General features: G+C 44.0%; 13 protein-coding genes. 8 read left to right on the top strand and 5 right to left on the bottom strand.

The genetic code is table 11. The features are described from left to right. Window positions 1-51: 51 nt before the first annotated feature. Window positions 52-1,764: a proline--tRNA ligase gene (locus QNH28_RS16265; RefSeq protein WP_283907614.1), complete on the top strand. Its 1,713-nt coding sequence runs from the start codon at window positions 52-54 to the stop codon at window positions 1,762-1,764. A gap of 10 nt (window positions 1,765-1,774) precedes the next feature. On the opposite strand, the gene QNH28_RS16260 is transcribed toward QNH28_RS16265, so the two are convergent. Continuing rightward, entirely contained in the window at window positions 1,775-2,638 is an 864-nt protein-coding gene (locus tag QNH28_RS16260) for a pentapeptide repeat-containing protein (protein ID WP_283907613.1), read from the bottom strand. A 186-nt stretch (window positions 2,639-2,824) separates the two neighbouring features. Here QNH28_RS16260 and QNH28_RS16255 point away from each other — a divergent pair, with 186 nt between their 5' ends. Next, the gene (locus tag QNH28_RS16255; RefSeq protein WP_283907612.1) at window positions 2,825-5,080 is read left to right on the top strand and encodes a type IA DNA topoisomerase; all 2,256 of its coding nucleotides are present in this window, start codon (window positions 2,825-2,827) and stop codon (window positions 5,078-5,080) included. Between the two features lie 92 nt (window positions 5,081-5,172). Here QNH28_RS16255 and QNH28_RS16250 read toward each other — a convergent pair whose 3' ends face one another. From QNH28_RS16250 to QNH28_RS16240, 3 genes are all read right to left on the bottom strand, one after another. Beyond that, entirely contained in the window at window positions 5,173-5,898 is a 726-nt protein-coding gene (locus QNH28_RS16250) for a thioredoxin domain-containing protein (protein ID WP_283907611.1), read from the bottom strand. A 103-nt stretch (window positions 5,899-6,001) separates the two neighbouring features. Then, window positions 6,002-6,748 carry an HAD family hydrolase gene (locus QNH28_RS16245; protein WP_283907610.1) on the bottom strand — a complete coding sequence of 249 codons (747 nt, stop codon included), beginning with the start codon at window positions 6,746-6,748 and terminating at the stop codon, window positions 6,002-6,004. A 36-nt stretch (window positions 6,749-6,784) separates the two neighbouring features. Continuing rightward, entirely contained in the window at window positions 6,785-7,702 is a 918-nt protein-coding gene (locus QNH28_RS16240; RefSeq protein WP_283907609.1) for an ArsR/SmtB family transcription factor, read from the bottom strand. A gap of 161 nt (window positions 7,703-7,863) precedes the next feature. Between QNH28_RS16240 and QNH28_RS16235 the strand changes: the two genes are divergently transcribed. From QNH28_RS16235 to QNH28_RS16210, 6 genes are all read left to right on the top strand, one after another. After that, on the top strand, window positions 7,864-9,018 hold the full coding sequence (locus tag QNH28_RS16235) for an MFS transporter (protein WP_283912173.1): 1,155 nt from the start codon (window positions 7,864-7,866) through the stop codon (window positions 9,016-9,018). A 90-nt stretch (window positions 9,019-9,108) separates the two neighbouring features. Then, complete coding sequence (locus QNH28_RS16230; protein WP_283907608.1) at window positions 9,109-9,834, top strand: phosphonate ABC transporter ATP-binding protein; 726 nt, start codon at window positions 9,109-9,111, stop codon at window positions 9,832-9,834. 40 nt (window positions 9,835-9,874) lie between these two features. Next, complete coding sequence (locus QNH28_RS16225) at window positions 9,875-11,152, top strand: hypothetical protein (protein ID WP_283907607.1); 1,278 nt, start codon at window positions 9,875-9,877, stop codon at window positions 11,150-11,152. After that, window positions 11,145-11,843 (top strand): response regulator transcription factor, encoded by a 699-nt coding sequence (locus tag QNH28_RS16220; protein ID WP_042128265.1) that lies wholly within the window; start codon window positions 11,145-11,147, stop codon window positions 11,841-11,843. Before QNH28_RS16225 ends, QNH28_RS16220 begins: the two co-directional genes overlap by 8 nt. Further along, complete coding sequence (locus tag QNH28_RS16215) at window positions 11,840-13,297, top strand: sensor histidine kinase (RefSeq protein ID WP_283907606.1); 1,458 nt, start codon at window positions 11,840-11,842, stop codon at window positions 13,295-13,297. The genes QNH28_RS16220 and QNH28_RS16215 overlap by 4 nt, the downstream gene beginning before the upstream one ends. 11 nt (window positions 13,298-13,308) lie before the next feature. Further along, entirely contained in the window at window positions 13,309-14,367 is a 1,059-nt protein-coding gene (locus QNH28_RS16210) for a GNAT family N-acetyltransferase (protein WP_283907605.1), read from the top strand. 196 nt (window positions 14,368-14,563) lie between these two features. On the opposite strand, the gene QNH28_RS16205 is transcribed toward QNH28_RS16210, so the two are convergent. After that, entirely contained in the window at window positions 14,564-15,787 is a 1,224-nt protein-coding gene (locus tag QNH28_RS16205) for a glucose-1-phosphate adenylyltransferase (protein ID WP_076283564.1), read from the bottom strand. Window positions 15,788-15,814: the final 27 nt, after the last annotated feature.

Genomic DNA, 15,814 nt, shown 5'->3' with positions numbered 1-15,814 from the left:
AATGTGTCTTTTTGCATTTAAAGAGATAATTTATGGGGAGGGGATTAAGATATGCGACAAAGCAATTTATTATTAACAACACTGCGTGAGGTGCCTTCGGAGGCGGAGACAATTAGTCATCAGTTACTGCTGCGTGCGGGGTATATCCGCCAATTAGCTGCTGGAGTGTATACCTATTTACCACTTGGTCGGCGGGTTCTGCGGAAGATAGAAGCGATTGTAAGGGAAGAGATGGATCATTCCGGAACTCAGGAGATTTTAATGCCATCCATGCAGCCTGCAGAACTTTGGAAGGAATCAGAACGCTATGATGTCTATGGGAAGGAATTGATGACCTTTAAGGATCGCCATGAGCGGGAATTCATACTTGGTCCAACGCATGAAGAAGTAGTAACCGCTCTTGTGCGGAATGAGATTAGCTCTTATCGTAAGCTTCCTGTTAAGGTTTATCAGATTCAGACGAAGTTCCGAGATGAACGGCGACCACGTTCTGGATTGTTGAGAGGTAGAGAATTCTTGATGAAGGATGCATACTCTTTTGACATAAGCGCTGAAGGACTTGATAAATCATACCTCCAAATGTTCGATGCGTATCACCGGATATTTAATCGCTGTGGACTGAAGTTTAGAGCAGTTCATGCAGATTCTGGTGCGATTGGCGGAGAAGGGGGCAGCCATGAATTTATGGCACTGGCTAATATCGGGGAGGATACGATTGCAGTATGTTCCTCTTGCGATTATGCAGCCAATCTGGAACAGGCAGAAGCCGTACAACCTACAAAGAAAGAATTGAACTTTGAATTACCCGAAATAGAGAAATTCCACACTCCAGATATCCGCACTATAATTCAATTAGAGCAGGAGCTGGAGATCCAGCCAGAACAGATTATGAAAACATTGATCTATGAAGGTAGCGGACAATTCTTTGCTGTAGTGGTTCGAGGAGATCATGAAGTCAATGAGATAAAAGTAAGTAAATATATCGGTGCGGCGGAGATTGCACTTGCTGACTATGATGCTGTGAAATCCTTAACGGGTGTAGAGAGTGGGTTTGTGGGGCCTGTGGGTCTGCAACTAACTGTACTCGTTGATACCGCAGTTGCTGAGATGACGGAAGGTACGACGGGAGCAGGAGAAAAAGATTATCATTTCCGAAAAGTTGTACCTGGAAGAGATTTTGGACTTCAACATGTGGGCGATTTTCGTAATGTTGCGGAAGGAGAAGCTTGTCCACACTGTGAGAATGGTGTTCTGCATTTCCAACAAGGAATAGAAGTTGGGCATGTCTTTAAACTAGGGACCAGATACAGTGAGAAGCTTGGAGCTTCCTTTTTAGATCGTTCTGGCAAGAGTCAGCCTATGATCATGGGTTGTTATGGAATTGGGATCTCACGTCTATTGTCTGCGATAGTAGAACAGAATCATGATGATCAAGGAATAATGTGGCCAGTTGCATTAGCGCCTTATCAGGTTCATATTTTGATGATGTCCATAAAGGACTCGGAGCAACTGGCAGTTGCAGAGGAGCTTTATAATCAACTTACTAAGCTCGGTATTGAAACGCTGCTAGATGATAGGGATGAACGTGCTGGCGTTAAATTTAAGGATTCAAGCTTGGTTGGTATACCCATAACGCTAGTGGTCGGTAAGGAAGCAGGACAAGGTAGAGTGGAGTATCTAGAAAGAACCTCAGCGGGTAAAGAAGTCTTAGAAATGTTCGCAGCAGTTTCTCGTATCCAAGAATTCTTTTCGCAGCAGGTTTAAATCCTACAACTCATATCGAAACCCATTGTTCAGGGCGGGTGAGTGCTGGCGGTAATTTAGTGAGATCATCGCCTTTCGCCGCATTAATCTGACCCTGAGTTAGAAAAATGCTTTCTGATAGATTAGCGCCTCTAAGGTCAGTGTCACGGAAATCTGCGCCAATGAGATCGGCACCTCTAAGATCAGCACCTCTAAGGTCTGCGGCAATCAAATAGGCTCCTCTAAGATTTGCGCCCCTGAGATCTGCACTTTTAAGATTTGCGCCGACAAGGTCAGCACCTCGGCTGAAAGTTCTCGATGCTTTTTTTAGTTTACGACGAGCCTCAGTACGCACAAGTTCACTGACTTGCAGCAGCAACAGATTAATCTTTGCTCGATGAGCGTCAACATTCACTTTCAGTAGAGAATCAGGTTTAAGTAGAGTGAGTTGTTCCGTCTCATCGAGTGCTGTTTGCAGCTCAACATGTATTGAATGGGTTATATCTAAGTTCAATGATTCATTTAAGTACCATAGCAATTCGTGCAAATGCCACATGGCCGGAAATACCTCGAACATTTGCTTCGCAGTTTTTGGATTCTTCCGCCAGTCCTCACCAGTATAAGTAACCTGAGAAAGCTTTTGCCCAGCCCCAAAACAGTCGTATACAGTACAACCACGAAATCCAAGCGCTCTTAAATCTGTATGTACACCACAGCGAAAGTCTGATTGTAGGTTATGGCACGGCTGGCCAGCTGCTTTATCCATAGCAAAATCGACTGAAGCTGAGAAAGGCAGTGCGGAACAACACAAACCGAAGCAGTTCTCACATTCTGCTTTCAGATAGTGGCCGTTTTTGTCCGTAAAAGGTTCTGTAAATTTGTGATTTTCAGACACGGTTTGATTCCTCCGATATATAAAACTCGTTTACCAAACTATTCTAATTCATAGAAAAGACAAAGGGAAGACTGAATTTTACCAAAGCCTACTAACCAATCCATTAAAAAAAACCGAGGTTAATGTTATAATAGAATACTGGACGCATTTTGGACTTAAGAACGAAAAGGTAAGGAGCGATTGTTTTTGAAGACACTCATTATTGCGGAGAAACCGGATATGGGGCGGAATATCGCCGCCGCAATAGAACCGAAGGCCAAAAATTACCGTTCCTATCTTGAAGGGGAGCAGTACATTATTACATGGGCAATAGGGCATCTAATCGGTTTGGCCGAGCCGGATGCTTATGATGTTAAATACAAAAAGTGGAACATTAATGATCTGCCCATTATTCCAGACCAGTTCAAACTGGTTCCTAATGCGCGGACAATTGATCAGCTGAAGGTAATCGGAGATCTTGCGAAACGAAGTGATCTTCTAGTGAATTCATGCGATGCCGGGCGAGAAGGGCAGCATATCTTTTCTCTCATTCAGAGACATTTGAAGCTGGAGCATCCTGTGAAGCGGTTGTGGATCTCGGATCTGACGCCAGAGACCATTCGCAAAGGATTTCAGGAGCTGAGGGATGGATCGGAGTACGAGAATCTAACGAAAGCAGCAAAAGCTCGCAGTGAAGCGGATTGGCTCATCGGGATGAACGGATCACGTGCATTTACTACAAAACATAATGTGCTGCTGTCAGTGGGTAGAGTTCAAACTCCCGTGCTTGCGCTGATTTACGACCGTCAGAAGACGATTGAGGCGTTCTCTTCCCTTAAGTTTTTTGAGGTGGAGGGACATTTTACTCAGAATGAAATGACCTATAAAGGGATGTGGCAGGGGGATCGGCTGACTGACGGGGATAAGGCGGAGGCGCTGGCTGCCAAGGTCAAAGGAAAACCGGGCCGGATTGAGTCTTACGAGGTTAAGGAAACAAAAGAGTATCCGAATAAGCTGTACGATTTGACGCTGCTGCAGCGGGAGGCGAATGGAAAGTACGCTTTTTCCGCAAAAAAAACTCTCGATATCGCTCAAGCATTATACGAAAAGCATAAGGTGATTTCTTATCCGCGGACGAACTCCAACTATGTTACTGAACAGAATATTCCTGAGATGCATAAGACGTTATCTGCGCTGCAAGGGACGGCTTATGATGAATGGGTGAAGGGTGCGAATCGTAATCTGGTTCATAAAGGGAATAAATTCATCTGTAACCCCTCGAAGGTTGAGGATCACCACGCCATTTTGCCTACATATCGTAAAGCATCAGGACTTAGTGCAGATGAGGGAAAGCTGTATGATTTGATTGTGCGGCGCTTTTTGTCTCAATTCTATCCGGCTGCGGAGTATAAAGTGCATACAGTTATGACAGATGTGGAGGACGAAAAGTTCAAAACTACGGTCAAGGAATTGTTAAGCTTAGGTTGGAAGGTCATTTACGCGGACCAAAAGAAGGATAAAGCAAAGTCGTCCAAGGGAAAGAATAAGGATGAGGAAGAGGACGAAGAGATTGAAGTGAATGAGCCATTCTCTATTGCTCCGGCAGAAGAAGTGGTTTGTAGTGAGGCTATTGTTAAAGAGAAAGATACACAGCCACCCAAGCACTACACAGAGGGAACGCTGCTTCGAGCGATGGAAAGTGCTGGAAAGCAGATTGAGGATGAAGAGCTTCGTGACGCCATGAAGGATTCAGGGCTTGGAACGCCGGCTACCCGTGCAGCAACCATAGAACGGCTGAAGAATGTCGGATACATTGAAATGCAGGGTAAAAAAATCGCCATCACACAAAAAGGACGCACAGCTATTGAGCTGATACGTGGAGCGGGTATTGAGCTGTTGACTTCACCGGAAATGACCGGACAATGGGAACGTCGCTTGAACGAAATTTCCAGAGGAACGGCGTCGGACGGGCAGTTTATGGAGAATGTAAAAAGATTTGCCTGTATGATCGTGGATAAAGTACGAGTACAATCTCGGGCGTCCAAAACCTCTTTTGAAGGGGAGACGCCTTCTGTTAATACAGGTGCTAAAGGGCGAAGCACTGGAAGTACATCCCGTAAAACCAGCGACAAGCCTGCGGCGCCGAGAAAGCGCAAGGCAAGTAGTGAAGAGGAATCCGCCAATTCAGGTCCTAAGGTCATCGGAAGCTGTCCGCGTCCCGGTTGCGGTGGAATGATTTTTATGGGGAAAAAAGGCTATGGCTGCTCTCATTACAAGGAAGGCTGCAAATTCGTGATCTGGAAAGAGAACCATGGACGTACACTCACGGATACGCAAGTGAAGGCGTTGATTGAGAAAGGTCGGACAGGCAAGCTAAAGCTTACCAGTGAAGACGGTACGCCTCTTGAGGGCAAGTTAGTACTACAGAATATGGATACGGGCCAATTAACGGTAGAATCATAGTCGATTAGAAAGATTGTGTGTACGACAAAAAGGTGTCTTTAGCCATGTTGGATACGTGGCAGAGACACCTTTTTTATGCTAGCTCGCTATAATTATTCAGTGGCTTTAGCCAGCTGTGCCTCAATCGCTGCAGTTAGCCCTTCGTAAGAGGAGTCTGGAAGCAGGACACCGTTCACCATAAATTTAGGTGTTCCGTTAACTCCGTACGATCCCGCGACCTTAAAGTCTTCTTTGACATCAAACATATAGGTATGATTCTTGAGATCTGTCTCGAATTGAGCATAATCAATGCCTTCAATATTATTTTTGACGAAATTTAGAATGAACTTCTGTGTAGCCCATATTTTGCTCTCATCGCCTTGATTGGCATACAGCTTATGGAGATATTCCCAGAACTTCTCGTTGCTTTGCTTATAAATGGCTTCACCTGCACTTGCAGCAAGATAGGAATCTCGATCCAGGAAGGCAAAGTTCATGAAGAAGAGCTCTACTTTTCCGGCATCCACGTAGTCCTTAACAAAAGTATCCAGATATTTCTCCGTCCAATTTTTGCAGGCAGGACATTTGAAATCTGCGAATTCGATAACTTTGATTTTGGCATCAGGACTACCAAGATGAGGTTGCTTTTCGTATTTTAGCCCATCAACAACAATGCTCCCCTTCACATCAGTGTAGTTAGGTAATCCCTCTGTACTGTCCGTCTTGTCATTAAGGATGAAGACAATAACAGCGACAAGGATTACAACAACTACACCTAAGAGCATGGGAAGCATTTGTTTGTTAGTTCGAGAATGGTTGGACTTCACTTTCTTGTTCATATCTCATCTCCTACCTCATTTGGGAATTGTACAAAAATAGTATAATCATCCCTGAGGTAGAGTAGATATGTCATTTGTAACAATGTCTGAGGTTAAGTTGAACTTAGAGTTTTTGCAGGGTAGCTGTACGAATAACGGGCGGTACCTCATGGATGGAGGAGATCGTCTTCACAGCTTGCTGCATTTCTTGCTCTAGTTCTATAAGGTTGTAACTCCATTCATTCTGTTGCTTCAAATAGATACTGTTAATGCCTGCGGTTACTGCCGGAAGTACATCTGTCCGTAACGAGTTACCAATCATCCAGGTACGTTTGCGGTCAAAGCCTTGTGTAGTCAAAATATTTTCAAGCGCCTCAACATTTTTATGTTGACGAATATAGATCCGGTCATCAAAGTAAGTATCCAGCTTCATTTGCTCAATTTTACGTTGTTGGATCGTATCATCTCCACCTGTGTACAGGAATAAATGGTGGCCATCCTGCTTTAGCGTATCAAGCGTTTCAACCATGCCAGGGTAAGCTTCGATTTCTTGGTCGTAGACGCTTAGTCCGAGCTTGTGTAATTGCTGCTCTTGAAAACGGTCCGTTGGACGATTATATTTGGCGCAGAAATAACGATAGGTAGCGATTAGTGATTTAGGGAAATTATCGCTAGCAAGACCACTTGTGTTGACCGTGTGCACGTCAATCTCTATTTGTTTGTCGCGTAGTTCACTGGTGCTCGGGCCAAATTCATTAAACCAATCTGTCATTAGCTCAAAATATTGCCCTAAAATCAGATCGAAATATTTGTTGCAGTGGACCAGTGTATCATCTAGATCGAAAATCACCTGTTGTGTCATGTATTTCATATCTCTCACTCCTTGGATCTGTATCTGTATAGTGTTTTATAGGTAAATATAAGATTCTAGGAACATTTGAAGCTCTGAGGCGCCATCTGGACGAATACTGAAACGTTCGTCTTGTTCACCTCTAAGATGGATGCGGAGTAAGCCGGCTACTCGTAGGATCATAAGGTGATGCATCAGCATTTCTCTGGATTGATTAAGATCAGATTGCATCTCCCAAAGCGACTTTGGTTCATGTGCGACATAACGAAGCAATCGAAGTCGGGTGGGGTCGGAAAGTGCCTTGGTCATGCGCAAAAGGACCATAGGCGGCTCATTTTCATCTTCTAAAGGTACATCTACAGGATACTGTACAATCACCATGGTTTTGTAGAAGCAGTAGGTGTTAATTGGACGATTATGAACAGTTGGCAGTAATACAATCGTTTTTAGATCCGAGATCTCCTCGAAAACTACACCGCCAGATGCATATTCGATTAAAGAAATGGGGTCCATTTTGCTTTCAAGCATTTTTTTCTCGGAAGCATCTTCAATTAATAGCGGTAAAATTTTGTGCTCCACATGGCGGAAGTACTGCTCATACCAGAGACGCAAGAGTGGACTATAGCTGTTTCGGATCCGAAAAGCATCTTCAATCGTAAACTCCTGAATGAGCGGAGCGATCTGCTGATAACATTCTTCTATGGAAGCTGAATCCAGATCATCAAAGAAATGCTGCACTGAAGTTACAGGTCCTCGAATGTAGACCCAGGCATAAAGCACATCATAATCCGTAAAAGGCCACTCGGCGGCTTGCATTAATGCTGTTACCTTATGAGGAGAAATGCGATCTTCCACATCACTTATCCAGTGGGGACCAATGTCCAAATTGGAGATCCATTTTCTAGTTACATATAACATAAAACTGTCCAGCAGTTCATAAACCGGCGATACGTCGATCTTTAATTCGTACTCCATGCCTCATGCACCCCCAGGAAATCCGTAACATCTTCATATTATCTCTTGTTTTGAAGAGGGTTGTCCACTATAATGTTCGGTGTTTGCCAATTGCGTTAGAACAAATTAGCGTTATTAATCATAGGGGGATATCATCTGTGTCAGACCGGCCAAAATTATCTATTCGAAGTAACAGCAAAATGAATTTCATGATTCTTATTACCGCTACAATAGCGGCTGGACTCAGCCAAGGGATGCTGCTTCCCGTATTATCCATTTTATTGGAGCAGAAAGGAGTTTCCTCTTCGCTTAATGGACTAAATGCAGCTGCACTATACATAGGATCATTCGGAATGACCTTGATTGCTGAAAGAGTTCTGGGAGCAATTGGATTTAAAAAATTGATTGCTGGTGGAATAAGCCTAGTCTTGGTAAGCTTGCTCCTATTCCCCTTTTTTCCTGGAATCAAAATATGGTTTGTATTGCGTCTACTTGTTGGTGTTGGTGATGCAGCTATCAATTATGCCGCCCAGCTTTGGGTACTGCTAATGACGCCTGCTGAGCATCGGGGACGAAATCTTTCCCTGTACGGAATGTCCTATGGTCTGGGTTTTAGCTTGGGGCCACTTGGAATCAGTCTGCTTCGTTTTGGCCAGGCAACACCTTTTATTGTTCTAGCTTTTCTTTTTTTGCTGGTCCTAATACTTGCAGTTACTATGCTTCCCGATTCCAGGCCGGATAAAGTTGAGAGTGGCGAAAGTCAGGTGCGCCGGTTTGGCCGGTGCTATAGTCTAGCATGGTTCGCCTTAATTCCTGCACTCCTGTACGGTTTCATGGAAGCGAGCTTAAACAGTAATTTTCCAGTGTATGGTCTCCGGATCGGATACAGCACGGATCAAATTGCAGCCTTATTGCCTTTTGCAGGCATAGGGGGACTGTTGTTACAATTCCCACTAGGGGTGTGGAGCGACCGATTTGGTCGAAAGAAGGTATTGATTCTTACCGGGATTGGAGGCGGAATTGCCTTCGCATTGCTGCCACTAGCAGGTGACCATTTCAAAGTGACTATGGTGCTGTTGATGATTGCTGGGGGACTTGTAGGCTCCTTTTTCTCATTAGGTCTTAGTCTGGCTGCAGATATTTTACCACGACATTTACTGCCTGCTGCAAATGTGGTTGCTTCCTTCCATTTTAGTATAGGCAGTATTATAGGTCCAGGTATCGGCGGTTTGCTCATGCAAGTCGGCTGGGGCGGGGGGATTTTCGGCTTGATGGGTGCTTTATATATCATGTTCGGATTGCTTGGGTTATTTTTCTCGCCACGGCAAAAAATTTGAGGTAAGATAAGAACGAGTGCTCGCATGGAAATTCATCTGGCTTTCAGAGTACACTATAGATTATAGATAAAGACAGGGAGAGGCTGAACTATGATCACAGTTGAACACTTAGCCAAGGCAGTTGGGGAAGATAAAAATCCAGTTCTGCAAGATATCGGGTTTCAATTAGAACCTGGTGAGTTCGTTGCCATACTTGGAGCTAGCGGTAGCGGTAAGACCACTTTGCTGCGTTGTTTAGCGCTGCGTGAGAAGTGGGATAGAGGGAATTTTAGAGTGGACGGTACAGATATTATGGCGAATGCCTTTACGGGTAAAAGAAAAATCCGCCGTGAGTGGGCATATCTGGAGCAGAATGCAGAGCTCAATCCTAACCGTACTGCATTGAAAAATGTACTGATCGGCCAGTCCGCACAAACGCCGTTATGGCGAATGGTCACTGGGATGGTACGTTCAGATGATTATATGGGTGCAATGGATGAATTGGATGCACTTGGCCTCTTAGATAAGGCGAAGATGAAAACTAGTCAACTTAGTGGTGGAGAACGGCAGCGTGTAGCGATTGCAAGAGCATTGACTCACGGCGCTAAAGTGATCTTAGCGGATGAACCGGTTACGGGATTAGATCCTAAATCCGCGGAGAGCGTCCTGGAAACATTGCGGAAGCTGTGTAAAGAAACCGGTCTTACGGTTGTAACGGTATTACCGATTGAATTAGCGGAACGTTTTGCTACACGTCTGTGGGTACTAGAAGATGGCAGAATTAAGCATGATATAAAGGGGCGTAGATTAACGTTCCAAGAACGTGCAAATCTTTAAATATAGGACACGGATAAGGGAAAGAGTGATGAAGTTGAATATGAGAAGTCTTAGGTGCTTTGTAGCCGCAACGCTGACGTTATCCGTACTGTCGGGTTGTACTTTCATCAGTGATCCTGTTTCTAAGATGAAATCCCCACAATTGTCTGCTGACAAAGCAACACTTATGGCTGCTATTAATTCACTTAAGCCAGCAGGTTCCACGTTGATTCGTCCAACCAATGACGATGATAGTACCATCTTTACTGAGGATCTCAATAAGGATGGAATTATGGAGACACTAGTGTTCTATAAGACCCCAGGAGAAGCCGTACAGATTCACGGGATGATCCTGGAGAAACAGGGCGACACTTGGGTCAAGAAGCTAGTATTCGATGGCGATGGATCTGTGTTGGAGTCGGTTGATTTGAAGGATATGACGGGTGATGGGAAGCTTGAAATTGTTACCGGCTATTCACAGGGTGAAGAGAAGGGTCTTGTCGTCTATAGTTATTCCAGCGGATCATTAGAGGAAGTGCTTTCACATCCTTATACAAAATATATGATTGATGATCTTAATGGAGATGGAATTGAAGATATAACCGTTGTTTACTTTAAAAGAAATGAATTTGCAACCATTTCGATCTATCAGTACAATGATGGCTTTAAGGTACTCGATAAGCTTGATAATATCGACCCTTATTTTAATAATTATTACAATATTGTTGCAGGAAAAATCTCTGAGGATAAAGAAGGAATCGTATTGGATGCTGCAGTGGATTCCCAATCTGCCTATACCTCTATAGTCGTTATGGAGAATAACAAGCTGCGTGTGGTATTACCAGGCGATGCGCGGACATATAAAGATCGTCGGATTGCAAGCGAAGATATTGATCATGATGGCATTATTGAAATTGGATTGCTTGAGACGCCTAAAGGATGGGAGTATTTCGATCCAGCTGAAATTCCATACTTTACCTCCTATTATAAATGGGATGGGAAAGAAGGTCTGACCTTTGCAACCCAGCTATATCATGATCCATCGGATCGATTCAATATTAATTTTTCACCGGAATGGCATGGGAAGGTGACAGTTGATACGAAATCGGTTTTGGATAAGAACCTTAAGTTTATCATGTCAGATACTGGTGAGACGGTTGCTGAGGTTTCCTTCTTCTCTCCTTCAGAATGGGACCGAGTGAAGAATGATGGTTGGGATTTGCTTGCACGTGATGCAGACAAGGTCATCGCCTACCGCGGTAAGTTAGAACAAAGTACAACAAAGGAAGGAAGTAATAAAATTGCTTCCCCTATAGAAAGGAAGGGAATAGATGAGTAAAGTACTGATCCTGGAAGATGAGGAGTCCATTCGTAGTTTTATTGTCATTAACTTGAAGCGTAATGGGTTCGAAGTGATAGAGGCTGCGGATGGGCATGAAGCTCTTCACAAGTTAACCACGATCCCTGATATTGATATTGCGCTATTGGATGTAATGGTTCCGGGTATTGATGGATTTGAAGTATGTAGACGTGTCAGAGAAACCAATGAACGTTTGGGTATTATTTTTCTGACAGCAAAAGTTCAAGAGCAAGATAAAGTGTATGCCTTATCTGTAGGCGCAGATGACCATGTTAGCAAGCCATTCAGCCCGACAGAGCTGATTGCTCGAATTCAATCGCTGCTGCGCCGAGTGAACGTTCATCGTGAACAGTCAGCGAAAGTTTCTTTCGTTTCAGGGCCATTTACCTTGGATCTTATTTCCAAACATTTTAAACGTGATAATGAAGCGATTGAACTGACGCCAACGGAGTTTTCTTTGATCCAATTCTTTCTCGAAAAAGAAAATACGCCGCTCAGCCGCGATCTTCTGCTGGATCATGTATGGGGCAAGGAGTATATGGGTGATCCCAAGATTGTGGATGTGAATATTCGTCGTCTGCGTCAAAAGATAGAGAATAATCCGTCAGAGCCAGAATTTTTACAAACCGTATGGGGACACGGCTATAGATGGAAAGGCCAAGTACAATGATTAAGAAGGGGATGCGCAGACAAATTGTTCTACACTACATTCTTGTAGTTTTTTTGGCGCTTCTCCTCGTAGAAGTTATCTTCCTGCTTGCCATTAGAACGTATTATTATGACAGTGTATATAGCAAGATGAAAAATCACATTACCACGGCAGAGTCGTTTTTTCATAAATACGAGATAGATGGCGATAACAACTCGTACCAACTGCAAGTGCTGCTGGATAGATTTGAGCTGCCCAATACAGAACTAGAAGTATTGACCCTGAATGGTGACATGATTACCAGTTCGACCGGTTTTCAGCCTGACCGTACGATTACAACTAGTGACGTCCCTGAAGCGGTAGGGGGCAGCATTGGCCGTTGGGTAGGGCGCCAGAGTGGTACTAACGAGAGTGTTATGGCTGTGTCCAAGATGCTGCAGGTTCACGGACGTGATACGTATGTCCTAAGGTATCTTACTTCACTTGAAGGCATTAACAACGATTTGCTTAATCTTACATTATTGTCGATTGGTATAGGTGCAGCTGTCATGGCTGTTGTTATCGTGTTCAGCTTCGGACTTGCCAATTCAATCGTTAAACCGCTCAATAACATTACGGCGGTTTCAGCCCAGATGGCTAAGGGCAAGTTTAATGTGCGAATTAAGGGAAACTACAAGTTTGAGATTGGTGAGCTAGCTTCAACGCTGAATTATATGGCTCAGGAAATTGTGCGCAGCAATCAGATTAAGGATGATTTCATCTCGTCCATTTCACATGAGCTGCGGACCCCCCTTACAAGTATCAAGGGCTGGAGTGAGACCTTGGTCTCTGGTGGTTATGATCCGGAGGAGACGAAGCTTGGAGTCAGCATCATTTCCAAAGAAAGTGAACGCTTGATTGGTCTCGTGGAAGAGATTCTCGACTTTTCAAAGCTGCAGCAGAACCAAATGAAGCTGTCCATTGGGATTGTTGATGTAAAGGTGTTACTTCAAGAGACGATACTGAATATTTGGGCTAAGGCAGAGAAGAAACGAATCCACTTGCTCCTAGAATGTGAAGATGGAATCTTTGTAAAAGGGGATGCTAATCGTCTAAAGCAAGTCTTTTTGAATCTGGTAGACAATGCCGTTAAGTTTTCTCATGAGGACTCCAGTATAGAATTATCTGCGAAGAGACTGTCCGCTAATGAGACTGCTATCATGGTTCGTGATAGTGGCATTGGGATTAGTGAAGCACATATCTCCAGAGTTAAAGACCGTTTCTTTCAAGTGGATGCGTTGAATGGGGGAACGGGCTTAGGTCTAGCCATCTCACAACAAATCGTGGAACTTCACCACGGGAAGCTCGAAATGGAAAGTGAGCTTGGAAGCGGAACTGAAGTTACCGTAATTTTGCCACTTACTGACAAGCTGCCCGAGGTCAATTCAGATCTAGTAGCACAGAATCAAGCTACTTTACCTGAATCAGATGTCTAGGAGGTATGGAAATGGAAGTCTTGGGGAACTCAATTAGGATCGTGCGCGGAGGACCCGAACGGACAGGTGATGTCTTGAGATTGCTGCAGGAAGCAGCAAATTGGATGGAGCTTAATGGGATTAAGCAATGGACTCCGGGACAATTTAATGAGAATGATATCGCAGGTTATTTCACCGACAGGCATGTTTATCTTGCGCTTGACGACGAGATTGTAGTCGGAATGTTCACGCTGCAGTTCAGTGATCCTCAATACTGGGGAAGTAAGAATGATGAGTCTTATGCTTATTTGCATAGATTGGCTGTAGCGGGTTCACACCGCAGTCAGGGACTTGGTCAGCACATGCTTAAATTTGCAGTGGTGCGAGCTAAAGAACTTGGCTGCAGTGGGCTTAGATTTGATACCGTGGCACACAACATTAAACTCAATCGTTATTACCAAAGTATGGGCTTTCATTATATGGGCACAAACGATATGGGAAATGGTCGTTTAGTGAACCTGTATGAGCATTTTGAGAAGCAGCCAGATCCTGATCGTCTGATTCTTAGATTTATATCTGAATCGGACGTTGAACATTTGAAACGATGGAGTGTCTCACCTGAGTATCTGAAGCAGTGGGCAGGACCTTCATTTACCTTTCCGCTTGATGATGACCAGCTTACTAGGTATTTAAGTGGAACGAATCACCCAGCAAATTCCGATCGGCTTATCTTCTGTGCGGTGCACGAAGCTACTCAGCAGGTCGTCGGTCATATCAGCTTTTCAACAATAGATCGTTTGAATCGATCTGCACGTATTGGAAGGGTTGTAGTAGATCCTGACTATCAGGGTAGAGGCGTTGGAACAAGGATGATGAATGAAATCCTACGGATCGGATTTAAGAGCTTAGGAATGCATCGTCTATCCCTTGGGGCTTATGCTTTCAATACCGTTGCCCTGAAAACCTACGAAGCCGTGGGCTTTAAGCGGGAAGGTGTTCAGCGCGAAGCGGCGCTGTTTGGGGAGCAATTTGTAGATTGTGTAGAGTTGAGCATTCTGGATAGAGAATGGTCAGCGCTCCAAGATTTATAAAGGTTAACTGCTAACAACTGAAGGGGCTGTTGCTCTGGTCATGATCGACCAGGACAACAGCCCCTTTTTATAAATATAAGAATATATAGGTTTCACACTATACATTATCCTTATATTTCTCGCATAAACGCTTACCGTCCATTTGGGACGCCGAAGGCGTTTTTGCTTGATAAAGTATTTATATATATAATGGTTCTTATGAAGGGAGAACTTCCCGTAGACGTCCTGTCTTCTCATAAACATCCTGAAACAGACGGGAGGGTTGATTTCGAACCGCTGGCTTAGGAGCTACGGTCTCATTAGGCCCAACAACTACAATATTATTAATACTTCCCTTGACGACAGCACCATCCTTAATAATGGCGCCTTCGCCAATAATGGCATTTTCGATCTGTACTCCACGTCCGATGCGAACGCCAGGCATAATAACGCTTTGTTTAATTTGGCTCATTTTTCCAATTTCCACACCATTGAAGATTACAGAACGTTGCAAGCTGCCTTCTTGCGTGCAGAATTCATTCACGAGAGAGTCCGTTGATGGAATCTGAACACGTGGTTTATGAACAGCAAGCTTAGTCCGGCGACTCCGGCTATACATCGGCCAATGAGCTTTGTCGAGCTTCATGCCATTGTTTTTTTGCAGAAGATCCATATGTGCTTCCCAGAGACTACCCACAGTACCTACATCTCTCCAGTATCCTTTGAAGCGGTAAGCGAATAAATCATCATTCTGATCAAGCATCGTTGGTATAACGTCTTTACCAAAGTCATGACTGGAATTCGGATTAGCTGCATCCCGCAACAAGTGCTCCTTCAGATAAGCCCACTCAAACAGATATATACCCATAGAAGCTAAATTACTTTTAGGTACTTTTGGTTTTTCCGCAAACTCAGAGATTTTTAGTTCATCATTTACGTTCATCACTCCAAAACGACTAGCTTCATCCCACGGCACCTCCATGACGGAGATGGTGGCTTTTGCAGCCTTCTCTACATGGTAATCCAGCATTTTTCGGTAATCCATATGGTAAATATGATCACCGGATAGAATGAGAACATGTTCTGGATTGCGGCTATCGATATACTCAATGTTTTTATAAATTGCATCAGCAGTTCCTGTATAGCTGTCTCTGCCTTCAACACCGGAAGGAAGCAGGGTTACACCTTTATCCTTTTGACTATGTAAGCCCCAAGGCTCACCTTCACCGATGTGTTCATGTAAGGATTCAGCTTCATATTGTGTCAGGACACCTACTGTATCAATTTTAGAGTTTACACAATTACTTAGTGGGAAATCAATAATTTTATACTGTCCACCGAAAGGGACTGCAGGCTTAGCCATACTGGAAGTCAAGGGAGCCAATCTACGGCCTTCCCCTCCTGCCAAGAGCATGGCGATACAATCTTTTTTGTTATTCATTTGTTATCCCTCCCATTTATTTTGTCA

Origin of the sequence: Paenibacillus sp. G2S3 (genome assembly GCF_030123105.1) — a bacterium.
GTDB lineage: Bacteria > Bacillota > Bacilli > Paenibacillales > Paenibacillaceae > Paenibacillus_AQ.
Note: the sequence above shows the minus strand (reverse complement) of the source record. Positions and strands in the feature narration are given on the sequence as shown.

What these genes read in the sequence shown, in the direction of transcription:
- QNH28_RS16265 (WP_283907614.1), top strand. Translation starts at nt 52, where the DNA reads ATGCGACAAAGCAATTTATTATTAACAACACTGCGTGAGGTGCCTTCG.
- QNH28_RS16250 (WP_283907611.1), bottom strand. Translation starts at nt 5,898, where the DNA reads ATGAACAAGAAAGTGAAGTCCAACCATTCTCGAACTAACAAACAAATG.
- QNH28_RS16245 (WP_283907610.1), bottom strand. Translation starts at nt 6,748, where the DNA reads ATGAAATACATGACACAACAGGTGATTTTCGATCTAGATGATACACTG.
- QNH28_RS16240 (WP_283907609.1), bottom strand. Translation starts at nt 7,702, where the DNA reads ATGGAGTACGAATTAAAGATCGACGTATCGCCGGTTTATGAACTGCTG.
- QNH28_RS16230 (WP_283907608.1), top strand. Translation starts at nt 9,109, where the DNA reads ATGATCACAGTTGAACACTTAGCCAAGGCAGTTGGGGAAGATAAAAAT.
- QNH28_RS16225 (WP_283907607.1), top strand. Translation starts at nt 9,875, where the DNA reads ATGAGAAGTCTTAGGTGCTTTGTAGCCGCAACGCTGACGTTATCCGTA.
- QNH28_RS16220 (WP_042128265.1), top strand. Translation starts at nt 11,145, where the DNA reads ATGAGTAAAGTACTGATCCTGGAAGATGAGGAGTCCATTCGTAGTTTT.
- QNH28_RS16215 (WP_283907606.1), top strand. Translation starts at nt 11,840, where the DNA reads ATGATTAAGAAGGGGATGCGCAGACAAATTGTTCTACACTACATTCTT.
- QNH28_RS16210 (WP_283907605.1), top strand. Translation starts at nt 13,309, where the DNA reads ATGGAAGTCTTGGGGAACTCAATTAGGATCGTGCGCGGAGGACCCGAA.
- QNH28_RS16205 (WP_076283564.1), bottom strand. Translation starts at nt 15,787, where the DNA reads ATGAATAACAAAAAAGATTGTATCGCCATGCTCTTGGCAGGAGGGGAA.